General features: G+C 35.1%; 1 protein-coding gene. It reads left to right on the top strand.

Features of this window, described 5'->3' with window-relative positions; all coding sequences use genetic code 11:
• The first annotated feature begins 293 nt into the window (after nt 1-293).
• The gene (locus Q0605_RS04080) at nt 294-1,520 is read left to right on the top strand and encodes a tyrosine-type recombinase/integrase (RefSeq protein ID WP_298704441.1); all 1,227 of its coding nucleotides are present in this window, start codon (nt 294-296) and stop codon (nt 1,518-1,520) included.
• The last annotated feature ends 140 nt before the right edge of the window (nt 1,521-1,660 follow it).

Genomic DNA, 1,660 nt, shown 5'->3' with positions numbered 1-1,660 from the left:
GAGCATCTCACTTTTAATGAGGGGGTCGTTGGTTCGAATCCAACGCAGGACACCATCTATCAAATTTTCCCCCTATTTTTAGTTTTTTGGTTTTTTTAAAAGCCCTGTTTTACGGCTTTTTCAAATTTTTTCAAAAAAATTTCAAATGCTAAAAACGCTAGATTATACAGGTAGTTTAAGAGAAACTACTATATATTAAAAAATGTATAGTAGCTCTTAAGCTTGTTAAACTCTTTGGAAACTTTTATAATTTGTCCTATGAAACTATATTAAATTTTAAAGGATAAGCGGTTATGAAAGTTTTTTCTAAAATTAAAGACGATCCGGCTTTTAAAACGAACCCCGATAAAGTGATCAGAAATTTTTCCCTGCCTCATCGCAAAAATACTATGGTGGAAATGATAGATGAGCATATAGCAGTTAGATTTTACCGCTCATTTAATAAAAAGGGAGAACAAACTATCCATAGGCACTATCACTACTCAATAGGCGGCAAGCTGATTAAGTCTTTAGGTAATGCAGATGAGATAAGCCTAAGTGAAGCCAAAGAAACTCTTAAAGGTTTAATGATAGATGATTCTGCTAAGCTGATCCCTGCTAAAAATACTCTGGCAAGCGTTTATAGACAGTTTCGCAGACATAACGGCAATGTCGCATTAGCAACCTCTAAAAGACGAGATATGAGCTTTAAAGCTTTAAAGGATATTTGCGACAAAGATATAAACAAGATAAGCAAAAAGGATATTATGCCGATACTGGATTATTATTACGATAATGAGAAGTACGCCTCCTTAGAAATTTTATTCAAACTTATTAAAAGACTATTCAGATATGCTCGCATAAGAGATATTTCTAAAAATCCATTATTTGCAGAAGAGGTGTTTAAGGACTTTTATAATATACCTCGCCATAGCGAATACCCATATATAAAAGATGACTTGGATTTAACCGTACTTATTAAATTTATTATGAACTATCCTCACCAAATCGGCGTTAAGAATGCTTTAATATTCGGACTACTTACGGGACTAAGAAGCTCAAATGTAAGAAATTTAACCCATGAGCATTTAAAAATAGGCGATGATGGAGAATATTACTTACTATTCCCGCAAGATGAAAATAAAGTGAAAAGCAATGGAGATGAACATCTGGGACTTCCTACAGAAGTAGGGCAATGGCTGCAAAGGTTACACGCTCATAATAGTAGCTGCTTGCTATGCTTTGCCAATACGCAAGGAGAGGTACTAAGCGATATGACTCTAGTTAAAGCGCTTAAAACCTATGCTCCCGTAATAGCTAAGAATAGACTGGTTTTTCACTCTTTTAGAAAGATACTAGAAACTTTTGCATATGAAAAAATTCATGAGAACAAGCTGGATCCTTATAGCATTGAACGCACCCTTTTTCATGCACAAAAAGAGATACAAAAGATTTATAACAAAGCTACGAACGTTGAGAATACGCGTAGGGTTCTAACATGGTGGCTAGGTTATTTAAAGGGGTTGGGATTTAAATTTTAAGGGGAGAAGCAAGGATGAGTTAAAAAAAGGATAGTTTCTTAGGGGGTTTTATATGGTTTGGTTCGCAAGACCAAACCAAGAGCTAGATTTACACGGCTAGTTAGTGGAGACGATATCAGTTAAAAGGCCCAGTAAAGGGC

The sequence above is a fragment of the uncultured Campylobacter sp. genome (assembly GCF_938017705.1).
In the GTDB taxonomy this organism is placed as follows: Bacteria; Campylobacterota; Campylobacteria; order Campylobacterales; family Campylobacteraceae; genus Campylobacter_B.
Note: the sequence above shows the minus strand (reverse complement) of the source record. Positions and strands in the feature narration are given on the sequence as shown.

What these genes read in the sequence shown, in the direction of transcription:
- Q0605_RS04080 (WP_298704441.1), top strand. Translation starts at nt 294, where the DNA reads ATGAAAGTTTTTTCTAAAATTAAAGACGATCCGGCTTTTAAAACGAAC.